The 15,753-nt window shown below is 44.8% G+C and carries 10 protein-coding genes and 3 rRNA genes; 12 read left to right on the top strand and 1 reads right to left on the bottom strand.

Annotation, left to right across the window (positions count from 1 at the left end; genetic code table 11):
- Positions 1 to 48 precede the first annotated feature (48 nt).
- From MWG26_RS16635 to MWG26_RS16595, 9 genes are all read left to right on the top strand, one after another.
- Positions 49 to 462, top strand: coding sequence for a hypothetical protein (locus tag MWG26_RS16635; protein ID WP_025656591.1), 414 nt, complete (start codon positions 49 to 51; stop codon positions 460 to 462).
- Between the two features lie 141 nt (positions 463 to 603).
- A complete protein-coding gene (gene radA / locus MWG26_RS16630) occupies positions 604 to 1,956 on the top strand; it encodes a DNA repair protein RadA (protein ID WP_117440854.1) in 1,353 nt (450 codons plus the stop codon).
- 67 nt (positions 1,957 to 2,023) lie between these two features.
- Entirely contained in the window at positions 2,024 to 2,611 is a 588-nt protein-coding gene (locus MWG26_RS16625) for a DUF1349 domain-containing protein (protein ID WP_025656593.1), read from the top strand.
- Between the two features lie 583 nt (positions 2,612 to 3,194).
- A 16S ribosomal RNA gene (locus MWG26_RS16620) occupies positions 3,195 to 4,727 on the top strand.
- Between the two features lie 87 nt (positions 4,728 to 4,814).
- Positions 4,815 to 4,932, top strand: a 5S ribosomal RNA gene (gene rrf, locus MWG26_RS16615).
- Between the two features lie 142 nt (positions 4,933 to 5,074).
- Positions 5,075 to 5,227, top strand: a complete 153-nt coding sequence (locus tag MWG26_RS16610) for a hypothetical protein (RefSeq protein WP_244062677.1) — start codon at positions 5,075 to 5,077, stop codon at positions 5,225 to 5,227.
- 180 nt (positions 5,228 to 5,407) lie between these two features.
- Positions 5,408 to 8,304, top strand: a 23S ribosomal RNA gene (locus MWG26_RS16605).
- The 16S, 23S and 5S rRNA genes sit together here, the layout of an rRNA operon.
- A 267-nt stretch (positions 8,305 to 8,571) precedes the next feature.
- Positions 8,572 to 9,312: a peptidylprolyl isomerase gene (locus MWG26_RS16600; RefSeq protein ID WP_025656594.1), complete on the top strand. Its 741-nt coding sequence runs from the start codon at positions 8,572 to 8,574 to the stop codon at positions 9,310 to 9,312.
- A 325-nt stretch (positions 9,313 to 9,637) separates the two neighbouring features.
- Positions 9,638 to 10,927 (top strand): class II aldolase/adducin family protein, encoded by a 1,290-nt coding sequence (locus MWG26_RS16595; protein ID WP_025656595.1) that lies wholly within the window; start codon positions 9,638 to 9,640, stop codon positions 10,925 to 10,927.
- 155 nt (positions 10,928 to 11,082) lie between these two features.
- Here MWG26_RS16595 and MWG26_RS16590 read toward each other — a convergent pair whose 3' ends face one another.
- Positions 11,083 to 11,358 (bottom strand): GNAT family N-acetyltransferase, encoded by a 276-nt coding sequence (locus MWG26_RS16590; protein ID WP_025656596.1) that lies wholly within the window; start codon positions 11,356 to 11,358, stop codon positions 11,083 to 11,085.
- A 253-nt stretch (positions 11,359 to 11,611) separates the two neighbouring features.
- On the opposite strand from MWG26_RS16590, the gene MWG26_RS16585 reads away from it, so the two are divergent.
- The 3 genes from MWG26_RS16585 (at position 11,612) to MWG26_RS16575 (ending at position 15,447) form a co-directional block, all read left to right on the top strand.
- On the top strand, positions 11,612 to 12,499 hold the full coding sequence (locus tag MWG26_RS16585; protein ID WP_025656597.1) for a fructose bisphosphate aldolase: 888 nt from the start codon (positions 11,612 to 11,614) through the stop codon (positions 12,497 to 12,499).
- 219 nt (positions 12,500 to 12,718) lie between these two features.
- A complete protein-coding gene (locus tag MWG26_RS16580) occupies positions 12,719 to 14,023 on the top strand; it encodes an FAD-dependent oxidoreductase (protein ID WP_240285874.1) in 1,305 nt (434 codons plus the stop codon).
- 74 nt (positions 14,024 to 14,097) lie between these two features.
- Positions 14,098 to 15,447 (top strand): cytochrome c biogenesis protein/redoxin, encoded by a 1,350-nt coding sequence (locus MWG26_RS16575; RefSeq protein ID WP_025656599.1) that lies wholly within the window; start codon positions 14,098 to 14,100, stop codon positions 15,445 to 15,447.
- The last annotated feature ends 306 nt before the right edge of the window (positions 15,448 to 15,753 follow it).

Below are 15,753 nucleotides of genomic sequence, written 5' to 3'. Positions count from 1 at the left end.
TACAAACAGGATAACCATCAATCTGAAATACCTAGGAGGATAATAAAAATGGCAACAGTAAAAGAACTACTACGCGCAGAAGATGACGGAACACTCAGTTTTGGAGACTATACATTAGCAACCAAGACAAAAATGGACAATTTCGAATTTGAAGGCGATATCTATAAAGTGAAGACATTTAAAGAGATCACGAAGCTGGAGAAGAACGGAATGTTCGTATACGAATCCGTACCGGGCAGCACAGTAGAGAACTTCAAGGCTACTGATGCAGAAGTGACTTTCACAGTATCCGCACCTGAAGACGTACAGTTCACATTAGAGCTGGAACCAGACAGTGAGTATGAAGTATTTATCAATGGTACAACAGCTGGCAAGATGATGACAAACTTAAGCGGCAAGTTAAGCGTCAGCACAGAAGTAAGCGAAGGAGACAGCGTGACTGTCAGTGTATCAAAGTGCTAGTACTGGAATTATCTGCATAAAGCAATAAAAAAGGAGACAGGGAAACATAAGCCTGTCTCTTTTTCATAGGTACCTCATAGGGGTCTGATCCTTTTTCCAAAAGAGCAGCCCCCTATGAGGTGCCTGGGAGGAAGGAGCATTATGGCGAAGGCAAAAAAAAGTGTATTTTTCTGCCAGAACTGCGGGCATGAGGAGTCAAAATGGCTGGGGCAGTGCCCTGCCTGCAAGGAATGGAATACTTTTGTTGAGGAGAAGGTAAGTACCGCGAAGACAGCAGTGGTTAAGACTGTAAGGGAGGCGGAGGTTGTATCGCTCTCGGAGGTCAGTGCGGACGATCACACAAGGATTCTGACGGGGATACAGGAATTGGACCGGGTACTAGGGGGCGGTATTGTTCCGGGTTCCCTGGTACTGGTGGGCGGCGATCCCGGAATCGGAAAATCAACACTTCTGCTTCAGGTATGTCAGCGGCTGTCACAAGAAAAGAACATTCTATATATATCAGGTGAAGAATCTCTGGCACAAATCAAGCTTCGGGCGAACCGTATGGGGGAATTTAAGGAAAATCTCAAGCTATTGTGCGAAACAAACCTGGAGACAATTAAGAATATTATCGAGGGCCGGCACCCCCAACTGGTGATCATCGATTCTATTCAAACGATGTACAGTGAAGAGGTATCTTCTGCACCGGGCAGTGTATCCCAGGTGAGGGAATCAACGAATGTTTTTATGCAGCTTGCAAAAGGCCTGGGAATTTCTATATTTATCGTGGGACATGTGACAAAAGAAGGAACAGTTGCAGGGCCAAGAGTTCTGGAGCATATGGTGGATACTGTGTTATATTTTGAGGGGGACAGGCATGCGTCCTACCGGATCTTGAGGGGTGTAAAGAATCGTTTTGGCTCTACCAATGAGATTGGTGTGTTTGAGATGAGACAGACAGGGCTCACAGAAGTGGAAAATCCTTCTGAATATATGCTAAGCGGTAAACCGGAAAATGCGTCCGGTTCTGTAGTAGCATGTTCGATGGAGGGCACAAGGCCGATTCTGATTGAAATACAGGCGCTTGTCTGCCAGAGTAATTTTGGGCTTCCAAGAAGAACGGCAGCAGGCACAGATTATAACAGAGTTAATCTGCTGATGGCTGTACTGGAAAAAAGAATCGGGCTGCCGCTTTCCAATTATGATGCCTATGTAAATATAGCAGGAGGGATCAAGATGAATGAGCCTGCAATCGACTTGGGAATTATTATGGCGTTGGTTTCCAGCTATAAGAACCGGCCAATTGATGAGAAAATGATCGTATTTGGGGAAGTAGGGCTGAGCGGTGAGGTCCGGGCAGTCAATATGCCGGAGCAGAGAGTGTCAGAAGCAAAAAAACTGGGGTTTGAGACCTGTGTACTGCCAGCTGTATCAAGAGATATGGTGAAAGATATAAAAGGAATTAAAATAGTAGGTGTTAAAACGATTAATGATGCAATGAATCTTTTATAAAACGTTGTATATTAAGTGTAGAAGGAAGAAGAGTAATGATATCAGTCCAAGAAAAGGAGAAATGGTAATGGAGTTTACAAAAAATAATACATTCTGGATACATGAACCCACCCTGTATCACTTTGAAGAGGGGAAGCTAGCTATCATAACAGAACCGGAAACGGACTTTTGGCAGCGTACCTATTATGGATTCCGCAATGACAATGCACCTGCGCTGCTGATAAAAACTGACGAGCCCTACTTTTCATTTACAATTAAAACCGAATTTGACAGTACCCACAGATTTGATCAGTGTGGCATTATGGTATATCAGGATAGCGATAACTGGCTGAAAGCATCTATAGAATACGAGAATGAGTATTTTCAGCGCCTGGGAAGCGTAGTCACCAATTGTGGATATTCAGACTGGGCGACTACGGATATTCCGGCGGATCAGAAGAGCATGTTTTACAGACTGAGCAGGCGTAAGAGTGATTATCTTGTGGAAAACTCCTACGACGGAATTCATTTTAAGCAGATGAGAATTGCACATCTTTTCCAAGGGGAAGGGCATGTTAATGTTGGGGTATACGCATGCAGCCCTGAAAAATCTTCATTCCAAGCGGTGTTTTCAGAAGCAATATTTTCTGAATGTCATTGGGAACCGCATCAGTAAAAAAAATTGCATAACAGCGCTGTCAAAACTAACAATAAATTGTCTGAAATGTATGAATAAAATAAAAAACAAGAAAATTATTGACAATTACGAACTGGAATGATAATATTAAGTTCCATCGCGGATGACAAACCTGCTGCAAGCGAGACTGGCAGAGCGGAAGCTTCTGAGCCAGACAGGAGTTATGCAGAGGTTCAATCAACTGGCAGATCAAGTTGAAAAATGTCGAAAAATGCTTGACAAATAGCAGCGTGATGTGGTAAGCTATTAAAGCTGTCGTATGAGTGACTGGAAATAACTGGGAGCCCGATGCGGAAAAGAAAAATAAAAAAGTTCTTGACAGACTGCAACGAACATGGTATTCTATAAAAGTTGCTGCTGACGACAAAGAACGACAGCAAAAACAACTAAGAACCTTGATAATTAAACAATAGACAACAAACCCTTGAAAATTTCTTATAGAGAAAATTTTTAAGAACAGCATCATAATGATGCACCCATCACTGAGATTAATCTCGGTGGTAAGAACAGTAAAAAGGGATAGAATTAGCTAGTAGTTAATTCTGACCCGGATACAAACACTTTTAACGAGAGTTTGATCCTGGCTCAGGATGAACGCTGGCGGCGTGCTTAACACATGCAAGTCGAGCGAAGCGCTTTACTTAGATTTCTTCGGATTGAAAAGTTTTGCGACTGAGCGGCGGACGGGTGAGTAACGCGTGGGTAACCTGCCTCATACAGGGGGATAACAGTTAGAAATGACTGCTAATACCGCATAAGACCACAGTACCGCATGGTACAGTGGGAAAAACTCCGGTGGTATGAGATGGACCCGCGTCTGATTAGCTAGTTGGTAAGGTAACGGCTTACCAAGGCGACGATCAGTAGCCGACCTGAGAGGGTGACCGGCCACATTGGGACTGAGACACGGCCCAAACTCCTACGGGAGGCAGCAGTGGGGAATATTGCACAATGGGGGAAACCCTGATGCAGCGACGCCGCGTGAAGGATGAAGTATTTCGGTATGTAAACTTCTATCAGCAGGGAAGAAAATGACGGTACCTGACTAAGAAGCCCCGGCTAACTACGTGCCAGCAGCCGCGGTAATACGTAGGGGGCAAGCGTTATCCGGATTTACTGGGTGTAAAGGGAGCGTAGACGGTTATGTAAGTCTGATGTGAAAACCCGGGGCTCAACCCCGGGACTGCATTGGAAACTATGTAACTAGAGTGTCGGAGAGGTAAGTGGAATTCCTAGTGTAGCGGTGAAATGCGTAGATATTAGGAGGAACACCAGTGGCGAAGGCGGCTTACTGGACGATGACTGACGTTGAGGCTCGAAAGCGTGGGGAGCAAACAGGATTAGATACCCTGGTAGTCCACGCCGTAAACGATGCATACTAGGTGTCGGGTGGCAAAGCCATTCGGTGCCGCAGCAAACGCAATAAGTATGCCACCTGGGGAGTACGTTCGCAAGAATGAAACTCAAAGGAATTGACGGGGACCCGCACAAGCGGTGGAGCATGTGGTTTAATTCGAAGCAACGCGAAGAACCTTACCTGCTCTTGACATCCCCCTGACCGGCGCGTAATGGTGCCTTTCCTTCGGGACAGGGGAGACAGGTGGTGCATGGTTGTCGTCAGCTCGTGTCGTGAGATGTTGGGTTAAGTCCCGCAACGAGCGCAACCCTTATCTTTAGTAGCCAGCGGTTTGGCCGGGCACTCTAGAGAGACTGCCAGGGATAACCTGGAGGAAGGTGGGGATGACGTCAAATCATCATGCCCCTTATGAGCAGGGCTACACACGTGCTACAATGGCGTAAACAAAGGGAGGCGAAGCCGCGAGGTGGAGCAAATCCCAAAAATAACGTCTCAGTTCGGATTGTAGTCTGCAACTCGACTACATGAAGCTGGAATCGCTAGTAATCGCGAATCAGAATGTCGCGGTGAATACGTTCCCGGGTCTTGTACACACCGCCCGTCACACCATGGGAGTTGGTAACGCCCGAAGTCAGTGACCCAACCGTAAGGAGGGAGCTGCCGAAGGTGGGACCGATAACTGGGGTGAAGTCGTAACAAGGTAGCCGTATCGGAAGGTGCGGCTGGATCACCTCCTTTCTAAGGAAGAAAGAAGTAAAGAGTATGTTGTCTATTGTTTAGTTATCAAGAGAGTGCCTGAAAGGGCATGCTCACATAACAAAATATTTTGGTGGCGATGCGCCTGGGGGAAACACCCGTTCCCATCCCGAACACGATGGTTAAGACCCAGACGGCCGATGGTACTGCATTGGAGACGATGTGGGAGAGTAGGTGGCCGCCAAATCTAAAAAAGAATAACAGGATGACGGATGCGCCGTCAGTATTATATAAATGTTGATTATATAGATACCGGCAAGGATAAGCAACAACTTATCAACGCCAACCCAATCAGCAGGGCAGTGCTGTTATGATAGCTGGTTTTACCAGTGATTAGATATACGAAACAATTCGTGTATGTAATGACTGATAAAGCAGTCAGCAGGTGGGAAGCGGAAGCGGAACATCTGGATATGTACCTTGAAAATTGCATACAAAGAGAAGTTGTATTATTACTGATAAGCGATAATACGACAGATTAAATATCTTATTTAATCAAGACATCCGAGGTAATGTTAACAACATTAACTAGTTCGAAAAAAACGAACGGAAAAAATTGAATTTTATTGAACATTAGCAGTTCAATAAGAGGAACCTATTGCCAACGCATATCACGCTAGATATGTGTCGCCCGATCTCCAACCCGTGAGAGAAGGCAAGTTGGTTATGCTAATAAGAGCGTATGGTGGATGCCTTGGCACTAAGAGCCGATGAAAGACGTGATAAGCTGCGATAAGCTTCGGGGAGGGGCAAATACCCATCGATCCGGAGATTTCTGAATGGGGAAACCCACTGGAGCAGACCTCCAGTATCCTTAACCCAATCCATAAGTTAAGGAAGGGAACCCGGTGAACTGAAACATCTAAGTAGCCGGAGGAAGAGAAAACAACATGTGATTCCGGAAGTAGCGGCGAGCGAAACCGGAAGAGCCCAAACCAGGGTGCGTGCACCCTGGGGTTCGGACCGCATAATTGATTCATGGAAGATAGCAGAACAGTTTTGGGAAAGCTGGCCAGAGAGGGTGAAAGCCCCGTAAGCAAAATCCAACATGACATGGCGGTATCCAGAGTACCACGAGACACGAGAAACCTTGTGGGAAGAAGCGGGGACCACCCCGTAAGGCTAAATACTCCTTAGTGACCGATAGCGCATAGTACTGTGAAGGAAAGGTGAAAAGGACCCCGGGAGGGGAGTGAAAGAGAACCTGAAACCATATGTTTACAAACTGTGGGAGCACTTTATATGTGCAACCGCGTACTTTTTGTAGAACGGTCCGGCGAGTTACGCTGGCTGGCGAGGTTAAGGGCCGAAGGCCCGGAGCCGAAGGGAAACCAAGTCTGAATAGGGCGAATATAGTCAGTCGGAGTAGACCCGAAACCGGGTGATCTATCCATGTCCAGGTTGAAGTTGCCGTAAAAGGCAATGGAGGACCGAACCCACATCCGTTGAAAAGGGTGGGGATGAGGTGTGGATAGGGGAGAAATTCCAATCGAACCCGGAGATAGCTGGTTCTCCTCGAAATAGCTTTAGGGCTAGCCTCATACTCAAGTCTTGCGGAGGTAGAGCACTGAATTTCCTAGGGGGCGTCAAAGCTTACCAAAGAATATCAAACTCCGAATGCCGTGTAGATGATGTATGGGAGTCAGACTGTCCGAGATAAGTTGGATGGTCAAAAGGGAAAGAGCCCAGACCTACAGCTAAGGTCCCAAAATGTGTGTTAAGTGGAAAAGGATGTGGGATTTCGAAGACAACTAGGATGTTGGCTCAGAAGCAGCCATCCATTGAAAGAGTGCGTAATAGCTCACTAGTCGAGAGGTCCTGCGCCGAAAATGTCCGGGGCTGAAACACACTGCCGAAGCTTAGGAATTGATGAATGTCAATTGGTAGAGGAGCATTCTTAACTGCGGCGAAGCTGTACCGTAAGGAGCAGTGGAGTGTTAAGAAGAGAGAATGCCGGAATGAGTAGCGAGAGGAAGGTGGGAATCCTTCCGGCCGAATATCTAAGGTTTCCAGAGTAAAGCTGATCTGCTCTGGGTAAGTCGGGGCCTAAGGCGAGGTCGAAAGACGTAGTCGATGGACAACAGGTTGAAATTCCTGTACTTTTAACTGACAGAACTGTGGGGACGCAGAGAGAAAGCGCAAGCCGGAAGTGGAAAATCCGGTGCAAGCGTGGTAGGAGCATATCAGGCAAATCCGGTATGCAATCCGAAGACGTGATGCGGAGCGAACTAAAGTAGCGAAGTGCGTGAGCTAGCTGCCAAGAAAAGCCGCTATTGTTCAGTTAAAACCCGTACCGTAAACCGACACAGGTGGATGAGGAGAGAATCCTAAGGCCGACGGGAGAAGCATTGTTAAGGAACTCGGCAAAATGACCCCGTAACTTCGGGAGAAGGGGTGCCTCGCGAGAGGCCGCAGAGAATTGGCCCAAGCAACTGTTTAGCAAAAACACAGGTCTATGCAAAACCGAAAGGTGAGGTATATGGGCTGACGCCTGCCCGGTGCTGGAAGGTTAAGGGGAGAGGTTAGCGCAAGCGAAGCTTTGAACTTAAGCCCCAGTAAACGGCGGCCGTAACTATAACGGTCCTAAGGTAGCGAAATTCCTTGTCGGGTAAGTTCCGACCCGCACGAAAGGCGTAATGATTTGGGCACTGTCTCAACAATGCACCCGGTGAAATTGAAGTACCAGTGAAGATGCTGGTTACCTGCGCCAGGACGGAAAGACCCCATGGAGCTTTACTCCAGCTTGATACTGGGATTCGGTATTGCATGTACAGGATAGGTGGGAGGCTGAGAACTTATGACGCCAGTCGTAAGGGAGCCGCTGTTGGGATACCACCCTTGCAGTATTGGGTTTCTAACCATCAGCCGTGATCCGGCTGGGGGACAATGTCAGGTGGGGAGTTTGACTGGGGCGGTCGCCTCCGAAAGGGTATCGGAGGCGCTCAAAGGTCTTCTCAGAATGGTTGGAAACCATTCGCAGAGTGCAAAGGCAGAAGAAGGCTTGACTGCGACACCGACGGGTGGAGCAGGTACGAAAGTAGGACTTAGTGATCCGGTGGTATAAAGTGGGATTGCCATCGCTCAACGGATAAAAGCTACCCTGGGGATAACAGGCTTATCACTCCCAAGAGTTCACATCGACGGAGTGGTTTGGCACCTCGATGTCGGCTCATCGCATCCTGGGGCTGAAGTAGGTCCCAAGGGTTGGGCTGTTCGCCCATTAAAGCGGTACGCGAGCTGGGTTCAGAACGTCGTGAGACAGTTCGGTCCCTATCCGGCGTGGGCGTAGGATATTTGAGAGGAGCTGACCTTAGTACGAGAGGACCGGGTTGGACTGGCCGCTGGTGTATCTGTTGTTCTGCCAAGAGCATAGCAGAGTAGCCAAGCCGGGAAGGGATAAACGCTGAAGGCATCTAAGCGTGAAGCCCCCCTCAAGATGAGATATCCCATAACGTCAAGTTAGTAAGACCCCTTGAAGACGACGAGGTAGATAGGGCAGAGGTGGAAGTGTGGCAACACATGGAGCTGACTGTTACTAATAGGTCGAGGGCATAACCAAGCAGGGTGATAGGATAATGGATGGATTTAATTCTTTGTATGCAGTTTTGAGGGTATATACATATGGAATGAGGAGACGGTACCGGAAGGTATCGTTTTTTTAGTTACATAAATCATAACCCCCAACTTGTGCTGACAGTAGTTGTTGTCTTAAAATTTGTTAATTTTAGAATATTCTGAAAACGATGAGCAAAAGGGTCTGACCCCCTTGCATGTTTCATGAAATCAAACTATAATGGACATATTATATAAAAAGGAGAATATACATATGAGTCAGGAAGTATTAGCAGTTGTTGCAGGAGAAGAGATCACACAGGAAGAGTTTGATGCATTTTTGCTTAACGTTCCGAGAGACCGCCAGGCTTACATATCTAATCCTCAGTTCAGACAGCAGTGTTTGGAGCAGTTGATTGCACTGCATTTGTTTGCGAAAATGGGTGGCGACCTGAAGCTGGATCAGACCGAGAAATATGAGAAGTTTCTGGTGAATGCAAAGAGAGATATCCTTGCGCAGATGGCAATGGAAGAAATTATGAAAGACATTACTATATCTGATGAGGAAGTGTCCGCATATTATGAAGCGAATATGCAGCAGTTTACCAAGGGAGAGATGGTAAGTGCAAAACATATCCTCACAGATTCAGAGGAAAAGTGTAGCTCTATATTAGAGTCTATAACAAGCGGAGAAAAGAGTTTTGAGGATGCGGCCAGAGAGAATTCCATCTGCCCATCAAAAGAGAACGGCGGAGATCTGGGCAAATTCGGCAGAGGCCAGATGGTAAAAGAATTTGAGGATGCAGCGTTTGCTGCTGAGGCAGGGCATATAGTCGGACCGGTAGAGAGTCAGTTTGGCTATCATCTGATTAAAGTGGAAGGGAAAGAAGATGCGTCAATAGCTCCTTTAAGCGAGGTGAAGGAGTCCATTAAGACGAGTATGCTTCAGCAGATGCAGAGCAGCGCTTATGCAGAAATGGTTAACGAATTAAAAGCAAAATACATGCAGGAATAATCAGACCTCTATAGGTGGGGGATGAATCACGAAAGAATGTAAATGGCAGATGGTCAAGCGGGACTATCTGCCATTTTTTGTGAAATGTTTATTTTACGATCTACTAGCCGTAAAAAAATAGTATCCAGGCGGAGCGCAAAGTGTGCAGCCTCGTTAGCATGAGGGAAAGAAGGGGTGCAGCTGGCACGCCTACACTGTTATCTAATTTGAATTGAATAAAAACAAATAAAAACCACATAAATATATTGACAAAACCACATAAAACCAATATAATAAATACATAAACAGTCAAGAAAAAACATTTCAATGAAGAAGGAGTGATTATATGAATATAAATTTATTACATCCTGCAGACCAGCTGGTCATGATGATGGATCGTATCTATCATTATGGGATGACCACAACATCAGGAGGTAATCTGTCCATTCTGGATGATAATGGAGATGTGTGGATTACACCAGGCAGTGTGGATAAAGGAAGTTTGACAAGAAATGATATCGTATGCATTAAAAATGACGGTACTATTATAGGAAATCATAAACCATCCAGTGAATACCCATTTCATTTGCAAATCTATAAAACAAGAAGTGATATAAAATCAGTTCTGCATGCACATCCACCGGCATTGGTTGCCTTCAGCATTGTCAGAGGGATACCGAATACATTGCTGAGTCCGAACTCCTTTGTGGGATGCGGCCGGATCGCTATGGCAGAATATGGACTGCCAGGAAGTCAGGATCTCGGGGATAAGATTGCTAAGGAATTTGCCAAAGGATGTGACATTGCCGTTTTAGAAAACCATGGTGTAGTAGTTGGAAGTGACAGCCTATTTAATGCATTTAAAGCATTTGAGAACCTGGACTTTTGTGCCCGGCTTCAGATCAACGCAGCTATTATCGGAACGCCAAGATATTTAATGGCAGAAGAGATTCAGCTTAAGTATACGAAGAATCATTTGAATATGGATGAATTCGTGAGAAATAATATCACAAGCGGCGAGAAGGCCGCAAGAAGGGATATGTGCAACATCATTCACCGTGCATACGACCAGGGGCTGGTGAACTCCACTCAGGGATCTTTTTCTGTGAGGCTGGATGAAGAACGATTTTTGATATCTCCTTATAATGTAGACAGGAAATATATTGATGTAGAAGATATTGTCTGCATCAAAAGAGACATGAGGGAAGCGGGTAAGGTTCCGAGCCGATCCATCAAGATACATGATGAAATCTATAAGCAGCATCCGGAAATCAATTCCGTTATCATTGCGCATCCACCGTATATCATGGCATACGCCGTAACGGATGAAACTTTAGATTCAAAATCTATACCGGAAAGTTATATACTAATGAGGGATATACCTAAAGTGGAATACTCAGAATTCTATCAGAATCCGGATAAGGCTGCTCAGCAGTTTGATGAAAGTACTCCGATTGTCATGGTTAGCAATGACTGCTTAGCTGTAACGGGAGATAGCCTGCTCAATGCATTTGACCGTCTGGAGGTAGCGGAATACAGTGCAAAGGCGCTTGTATTTGCTAAGAATCTGGGAGAAATGGTTCCAATCAGTGAAGAACAGATTGAAGAAATCAAAAATGCATTTCATTTAAAATAGAGATATAAAATGAGTTTTAAAAGAATTCAACAAACGGTAATAACAAAATATAAAAACTGAAGATAGAAAAGTAAAAATGTCCGGCGGAGATTCATGGATTAGAATTGATGTGCTCCGGCGGACATTTTACATTTAAAGCAGGCGGGGAGTCCGGGTTATTTTTTCAGAACATCCATATACTCCGGATGTTTATCAAACCAATTTACTGCGTAAGAGCAGGTGAGAACAGCCTTTTGCCCGCTTTGACGGAGTTCAGAGACCAGTTCCTCCATGAGTTTACCTGCAACACCCTGCCCCTGCAGCACAGCGTCCACATATGTGTGATTAACATTAACCGTGTCGGCATCGATCTCAGGAAAGGTGACCTCAGCCACTACCAGATAATCCGGAGTATATACGGCGATTTGATTTTTATTATGCACAAACTCCATCTAGAATTCTCCTCTCATTTGTCGTTATAGATTGAAATACGAACTGTTTCTGTAGCAGCTCTTAATTAATATTAGCGGAACATGAGTAATATTGCAAGTTTCTATGTGCGGCTTACGGTCGTGAATAGTAACTATTGCAAACAAAATATTCAGAAATATATAAAAAAAGGTGAGAATTGTGAGAAAACGTGGTACAATGAAAACACACTAATGTGTTTCAGGTGAAGGCTTCGTTAGATGGGAGGTATGAAAGATGAACGAAGTACAATTAAAAAGGATGCACGAAGGTAATGGATTCATTGCGGCGTTGGATCAGAGCGGCGGAAGCACTCCAAAAGCTCTGAGGCTATATGGAATTGATGAGTCGCAGTATCACAATGATGATGAGATGTTCGAACTGATACATAAGATGCGGACTAGAATTATTACGAGTAATGCCTTTACTTCTGAACACATACTGGCAGCTATTCTATTTGAGAATACGATGGACAGAAAAATGGAAGGAAAGTATACCGCAGATTATCTGCTGGAGGAAAAAGGGATTCTGCCGATTCTGAAGGTAGACAAAGGCCTGGAAAAGGAAGAGGCCGGTGTTCAGATCATGAAACAGATTCCGAATCTGAAAGAACTCCTGAGCAGGGCGAAAGAGAGACATATCTTTGGGACCAAGATGCGCTCCGTGATCAAGCTCGCGAATGAGGATGGTATACGTGAGATTGTAGAACAGCAGTTTGCTGTCGGCATGTTGATTGTCAAGAGGGGACTGGTACCGATTCTGGAGCCGGAAGTCGATATCAACAGTCCGGAAAAAGAACAAGCAGAGAAGATCCTGAAAAGAGAACTGCTTCGTCATCTGGATAGGGTACCGGAAGATACCAGGCTCATGTTTAAACTGACGCTTCCAAGTCAAAACGGCTATTACAGCGATCTTCTGGAAGATCCGAAAGTAGTGCGTGTGGTTGCTCTTTCCGGAGGATACAGCAGAAAAGAGGCAAATACACTGCTAGCAGATAATCCGGGAGTGGTGGCGAGTTTCTCACGTGCGTTGACACAGGGACTGCGGGCCGACCAGACACAGGCAGAATTTGACAGTATGCTTGCGGAATCGATTCAGGAAATATACGATGCCTCAATAACATAACAAAATATGGTCTTATAGTGAATCTCACAGCCCTTTTTAAGTTTTATTATAAAACTTAAAAAGGGCTGTGATTTTTTTTGGAAATCTATTGACAGATCTAACTGTATCTGCTATTGTTACAGTAATAACTGAAACAATAAAAGATACAGATTCCGGGAGGGAACTATGAATACGAAATATGATGATATAATTATTGGATTTGGATAAGGTGGAAAAACGATTGCGGGTGCATTAGAGAAATCAGGAAGAAAGGTGGCGCTGATCGAAAAGTCGGCAAAGATGTACGGGGGAACCTGTATTAATGTAGGATGCATACCTACGAAGTCACTGGTTCACAGTGCTGGGAATGCAGCTAGTAGATGCATAGAAAAAAGTATTGCTTATGTGAATGCTGTGGCTAGAAAAACACAGCTTGTAGAGAGGCTGAGATTGAAGAATTATAAGAAGTTGGATACGAATCCCAATATAACAATTATTGATGGAACGGCCCGTTTTATTTCTGATCATAAAGTGGAGGTACAAAGAGTAGATGGTGTCCTGGTACTGGAAAGCGAGCGATTTTTTATCAATACAGGATCTTCACCATTTATTCCACCTATTCAGGGGATCCAGGGAAATCCGTATGTCTATATCAGCGAAAATCTTCTGGATAAGGAGACGCTTCCCGAACGCCTGGTAATCATAGGCGGTGGTTACATAGGTGTTGAATTTGCTTCGATTTATGCGGATTTTGGAGTAGATGTGACGATTTTGCAGGATGGTCCGGTATTTTTGCCGAGAGAAGATACAGAGATCGCAGATATGGTAAAACAGAATCTAGAAAATAGAGGCGCCAGGGTACTCACGGAGGTTCTGGTTCAGGAAATTAAGCAAAAAGAAGGTTTTGCAGAAGTTGTTATCAAAACTAAAGACGACATAGACATACTTCCGGCAGAGGCGGTTCTTGTAGCAACCGGGCGCAGGCCTAATACAAAAGAACTGAATCTGGAAGCTGCGGGCGTACATGTCAATGAAAGGGGCGGCATCATAACTGACAATTCAAGGACAACAACAGCACCGAATATTTTTGCAATGGGAGATGTAACCGGCGGACTGCAGTTTACCTATATCTCACTTGATGATTATCGGATTGTGGCTTCTAAAATTCTTGGGGATGGCAGCTACACACTTGACAAACGAGGCGCGGTACCGTACAGTGTATTTTTAAACCCGCCTTTCTCAAGAGTTGGGATGAGTGAAAAGGAAGCTGTTGAGGCAGGCTATCATGTAAAGACAGCAAAGCTTCCCGCAGCGGCAATTCCAAAGGCGCAGGTACTGGAACAGCCGGACGGACTGCTGAAAGCCGTTCTTGATGCTGACACGAATAAAATACTTGGCGCACATCTTTTCTGCGAGGAGTCACATGAATTGATAAATCTTATAAAAGTGGCTATGGATGCCGGACTTGACTATACGGTTCTGAAAAATATGATATTTACACATCCGACGATGGGGGAAGCATTGAATGATTTATTCAGTGTCTAAAGATGTAATATTTCGATGTCATCAGATCCTGGATGTTGCACTATAAAAAATACTTAAAATAGGGAGATTAAGATATGGGATTTTCATTAGACATAAGCGTGCCAATTCTTACGGTATTTGTTCAGGGATTATTGAGTTTCTTCTCGCCATGTGTGCTTCCGCTGATTCCGCTTTATATCGGATATCTAGCGGGAGGCACCCGGAAGGTCGGCGAGGACGGCAGAGTATATTTCAGCAGAAAAAAAGTTATGGTAAATACGTTGTTCTTTGTGGTTGGAGTCAGTTTCACTTTCTTCCTGCTGGGATTTGGCGCCTCGGTGCTTGGAAGCTTCTTCAAAGGCAGCCAGAGTATGTTTGCACGGATCGGAGGCATTCTGATAGTTGTATTTGGATTCTATCAGCTGGGAGTATTCGGAAAGTCCAAGACTTTGAGTCAGGAACACAGGCTGCCGTTCCATTTGGATAAACTGGCTATGTCACCTTGGACCGCACTGATTATGGGATTTACTTTTAGTTTTGCGTGGACACCCTGTGTCGGCCCGGCTCTGTCCAGTGTCCTGCTGATGTCAGCGTCTGCAAGCACGAAGGTGTGGGGATTTGCGTTGATTGGCGTATATACCCTTGGATTCGTACTTCCGTTTTTAGCAGTAGGCATCTTCAGTACAACTTTACTGGATTTATTTAAAAAACATAATAATGTTGTCAAATATACAGTGAAGGTGGGCGGAGTACTCATGATATTAATGGGTCTTATGATGTTCACTGGAAAAATGAATGCAATTACGGGATATCTATCAGAAGTACAGACTGCGCAGCAGGATAATACGAAGACAGAAAAGCAGGTATCTGAAAATGAACAAAAATCAGCGGGTGATACTGCAGAGAAAGATGATAAAGCGCAAAATAATGATAGTAATACAAAGGATAGTGCAGATAAAAATGACGATTCAGAACAGGACAGGGCGGCGGAACTTCCGGATGCCATAGATTTTGAATTAAAGGATCAGTATGGGAACGTGCATAAGCTTTCTGACTATAAAGGGAAGACCGTCTTCCTGAATTTCTGGGCGACATGGTGCCCACCGTGCCGTGCAGAGATGCCGGAAATACAAAAGCTCTATGAAGAATACCAAAAGGAAGAAGATCCTGAGGTTGTGATACAGGGAATTGCTGCTCCGGGATATGGTCAGGAACAGTCTGTAGATGGTGTGAAGCAATTTCTGGAGGAGAACGGGTATACCTATCCGGTTCTGATGGATGAAGGCGGAAGCATATTCGACCAATACGGTATTCAGTCTTATCCCACTACATTTATGTTTACAAAGGAAGGAAAGGTATTTGGTTATCTGAGCGGACAATTGAGCGAGGATATTATGAGAAACATTATCGCTCAGACAATCAGCGGAAAGAGAGAAACGAATTAGTAGAGGGAGCAGCAGAGGGGTCAGACCCCTTTGCTCACCGTTTTCAGAATATTCTTAAATTAATATATGAAAATTATCGGGGAAAATAGGGGAAAGTGAAAAAGGCTGTTGACAAATGACATAAAAATGTGATAATCTAACTAAGCTGTCGTTTCAAACAGCCACTTTTTCTATAAAACAGTTGATTGAGATGAGATGAATTTGGGAATTCTAATTTATGAAGTCAGTTGAAAATTAGTTGAAAAAAGTTGTTGACAAAAAGTAAGGCAGTGTGGTAATATATTAAAGCTGTCGCTTGAAGAAACA

The sequence above is a fragment of the Faecalicatena contorta genome (assembly GCF_022835095.1).
GTDB lineage: Bacteria > Bacillota > Clostridia > Lachnospirales > Lachnospiraceae > Faecalicatena > Faecalicatena contorta.
The sequence above is the reverse complement of the archived record's forward strand: the minus strand, read 5'-3'. Positions and strand labels throughout refer to the sequence as shown.